Genomic DNA, 3,803 nt, shown 5'->3' with positions numbered 1-3,803 from the left:
GGAACCCAAACTTCCGTTGCCTCACTGCCTTTGGAAACCGCGATTTTTTGAAAAAAATCGAGTAAAACTTTGGTTTTGGGAAAAAGCGGCACCCGGCCCGGAAGGGAGGGGCCTACGGGGAGGGGTCACCGACCCCTCGCCCGTAAGGCAAACTGAGGGGGCGTCGCGGCGTATGCCGCGCTTCGGACCGAAGGCCCGAGAAGTCCCCCGAAGAAGGGCGCTTGCGCCCCGGAAGTTTGGGCTGGAACCCAAACTTCCGTTGCCTCACTGCCTTTGGAAACCGCGATTTTTTGAAAAAAATCGAGTAAAACTTTCGATTTTAGGCAGGTTTTAAGAAAGTTGCCTGCACAGATTCCGGGTTTTGAAAGAAAAAACTGAAAAATTTGATTGGGAGGATACCCATGTACCAAAACATCTTCGATTCCCATGCCCATTATGACGATGAAAAGTTTGATCCAGACCGCGCAGAGATCATCGAATCGCTGCCTGAAAAAGGGGTTTGTCATGTTGTGAACATCGCTTGTGATATGCGTTCCTGTGAAACCGGGATTGCCTTAACCGAAGCGTACCCTTTTTTCTCCTGTTCGGTGGGTGTCCACCCGCATGCCGCCAGTTCGTTCATCCCCGGCGATCTCGACATCCTTGCTGGTTATACCAGCCGGTCCAAGGTTGCCGCGATCGGTGAGATCGGCTTGGATTATCATTATGATTTCTCCCCGCGCGACGTACAGAAACAGGTGTTTGAGGCCCAGCTTGGGCTGGCCTGCGACCTCGGTTTCCCGGTGGTCATCCACGATCGGGAAGCCCACGCCGACACCATGGAGCTGCTGAAAAAGTACCGTCCGAAAGGGGTTGTACACTGTTATTCCGGCAGTGCGGAGATGGCAAAAGAAATTCTGAAACTGGGGATGTATCTGGGCTTCGGCGGTGCGGTGACCTTCAAGAATGCGCGTAAGACACTCGAAGCGGCAGCGGCTGTCCCGCTTGACCGGCTGCTGGTGGAAACCGACTGTCCATATATGTCCCCGGTTCCATTCCGGGGGCAGCGGTGCGATTCCGCGATGATTTCCCATACAGCAGAACGTCTGGCGGAACTTCACGGTATTCCGGCCCAGGAGCTGCTCGACCGGACCTGTGAAAATGCCGAACGGGTCTACCGATTGACCGATGTGCAAAGATGACAGGATGTCCTGTATTTGACATTTCGCCTAAAAAGAGTATAATAGTCTTGTGCATCATTATTGGAGATCCGCTGTCATAGGCAGGACGCCTGCCGGAAACACCTCGTGCGGAACCTTTCGCCGCCGTCTTTGCGGATCGTATTTTTAGAATTTAAGGAGTGAATCCCGATGCCTACATCAAAGAAAAACGTCTATACCATTGTGCTTCACAATACCAAAAAAGTCCTTGGCGTTGCAGACCCTTCCGCAGAAAATGGATGCCCGGTCCTGCTTCAGGATGCTGACAATTCCGTTTCCCAGCAGTGGGAGCTGATCTCCTCAGAGACAGGCTGCAAGCTGGCGCATAAGGCTTCCGGCAGGCTGCTTGATGTCATGCAGGCTGGCACCGAAAACGGCTCGCGGCTCCAGCTTTGGGAGGATGTGAACGGTGACAGCCAGCTTTGGCAGACCGAGGAGACGGATGCAGGCTGCAAACTGAAATCCTGCAAATCCGGCCGCTGCATGGATGCTGGGATGGAAGCGGCAGCGGGCACCCCTATCCAGCTTTGGGACGATGTGAACGGGGAAAACCAGCTTTGGGACCTTGTGCCGGTTTCTGTGCGCAAGCCTGCGGCGCCGAAAGCAGACAAACCGGAAGCGCCCCAAAACAGCGAACCTGCGGCAGCGCCGAAATCCGAAAAAGCGCCGGCAAAAAAAGCTGCCGGAAAAACCGGAACCCGCCGTTCTCGGAAAACAAAATAAGCTGTTGTTTGCCACTTTCCCATGTTTTTGGGGATAGTCGTTCAAAAAAAGTATAAAATTTCGATTTTTTACCGGATTTCTATTTGACTATTACTGGGGATGTGGTAAAATAGGAGTAATCATATTTCAATTTCAGCTTTCCTTGCGGTAGGGCGCCTGTTTGTTGTGCCGTCGCGCCGCAGCAGCTCACGGGAGGGTCATTATGAGCAACGTTAACCAAACTGAAATCCTGTTGGAATCCGGTACCAATGAGCTTGAAATCATGGAATTCACGATTGACGGTGAGCTTTTTGGCATCAATGTCGCCAAGGTACGTGAAATCATGAAATACAGCCCTGTCAAGCTAATGCAGAATGCCCACCCGGTGATCGAGGGCATCTTCAAACCGCGCGACACCGTTATTACGGTCATCGATTTGGCACAATATCTTGGTTTGCCTCCGTCTCAGGATATTTCCCACGATATTTTTATCATTGCAAACTTCAACGAACTGAACTTTGCATTCCATGTGCATGGGGTAGTTGGCATCAACCGGATTTCCTGGCGCAAGATCCAGAAACCGGATAAAATTATCTATGGTGGGAATGAAGGGGTTGCGACCGGTATTGCGGAATTCCGGGATCATCTCATCACAATTCTGGATTTCGAAAAGATCATTGCGGAAATCTGCCCGGAAACCGGTATCCAGCTCGAGGATATTGACGATCTTGGCCCTCGCTTCCGCTCGGACAGGAAGATTCTGATTGCGGAAGATTCGATGCTGCTTTCCAAAATGATTGTCGAGTGCCTGCATCGGGCAGGGTATATCAATACGATCAAGACAGATAATGGCCAGGAAGCGTGGGACTATCTCTGCGAAGCCAAGGAGTCGGGCGATCCGATCGATACGCATGTCAACCTGGTGGTTACTGATATTGAGATGCCCCAGATGGATGGGCATCGTCTCACCAAGCTGATTAAGGAGGACCCGACTCTGAAGGTTCTGCCTGTGGTTCTCTTCTCTTCGTTGATCAATGAGGAAATGAGAATCAAGGGTGAGCAGCTTGGCGCAGATGAGCAGATTACAAAGCCGGAAATCGCCAATCTGGTTTCGATCATTGACCGGCTTACGGATAATACTCCGTCAGAATACGCGGAGCTTTGATCTTTTCAGAAGCGTTTGTTTAAACACCGTCTGGTTTTGGGGCCGGGCGGTGTTTTTTGTACCCGGAAACTTTTTAAAGATTTTTTTGTAAAACCACTTTAGTTTCCCTGGGAGCGTGCGAGAATAAAGAGTAGAGACCTGTGACAAAACCTATACTTTTTGTCACAGGTCTCTTTTTTGTTTTTTCTGGAAAATCGCAGTATATATGACACTGATTTTACCTTTCGTATAAATATTCTCCCTGATATAGGAATAATATCTCATATTTCAGGAGAAATCCGCGCCTCTCGAGGTGTGACATTGGCTATACCTTTTGTCACACCCTCGGGAGGCTTTTTTGCATTACAAGGAGGTAACCGTATGCTCGTGCTTGGGACGAATATCGGGGAATATGTCGTGATCGACGACCGGGTGGTTGTGCGTGTGATCCGCCTGAACGGCGATATCAAGCTGGCGATCGACGCGCCGAAGGAAATGCCGATTGTGCGGGGGGAGGTCTATGAGCGCACCCACCCGCGTCCGGCAGTGATCGAGAATGACCGCCGACATTACAGCCGGCCACGCAAAAACTGTGCAACAGGCCCGAAATCAGCGTCACGCTGAAACCAAAAGTTTCGTCCACCTTTTCAAAGGTGGCGGTTTCCAAAGGCAGCGCCTTTGGCCGCACTCCGCACTGCGAGCCGCAGCGAAGCGTTTCGAGCGCAACCCGCCGAAGGCGGGCTCTTAGCGCGAGATGA

General features: G+C 51.4%; 4 protein-coding genes. All 4 read left to right on the top strand.

What is annotated here, in order from left to right; all coding sequences use genetic code 11:
* The first annotated feature begins 401 nt into the window (after positions 1-401).
* The 4 genes from D5269_RS17070 (at position 402) to D5269_RS17055 (ending at position 3,669) form a co-directional block, all read left to right on the top strand.
* Positions 402-1,181 carry a TatD family hydrolase gene (locus D5269_RS17070; protein ID WP_120487167.1) on the top strand — a complete coding sequence of 260 codons (780 nt, stop codon included), beginning with the start codon at positions 402-404 and terminating at the stop codon, positions 1,179-1,181.
* Positions 1,182-1,349: 168 nt separating this feature from the next.
* A complete protein-coding gene (locus D5269_RS17065; protein ID WP_120487165.1) occupies positions 1,350-1,922 on the top strand; it encodes an RICIN domain-containing protein in 573 nt (190 codons plus the stop codon).
* Between the two features lie 202 nt (positions 1,923-2,124).
* Entirely contained in the window at positions 2,125-3,066 is a 942-nt protein-coding gene (locus D5269_RS17060) for a chemotaxis protein (RefSeq protein WP_016314991.1), read from the top strand.
* A gap of 360 nt (positions 3,067-3,426) precedes the next feature.
* Positions 3,427-3,669: a carbon storage regulator gene (locus D5269_RS17055; RefSeq protein ID WP_016314992.1), complete on the top strand. Its 243-nt coding sequence runs from the start codon at positions 3,427-3,429 to the stop codon at positions 3,667-3,669.
* Positions 3,670-3,803 lie beyond the last annotated feature (134 nt).

Origin of the sequence: Anaerotruncus sp. 1XD42-93 (assembly GCF_009917605.1) — a bacterium.
Classification (GTDB): Bacteria; Bacillota; Clostridia; order Oscillospirales; family Ruminococcaceae; genus Anaerotruncus.
Note: the sequence above shows the minus strand (reverse complement) of the source record. Positions and strands in the feature narration are given on the sequence as shown.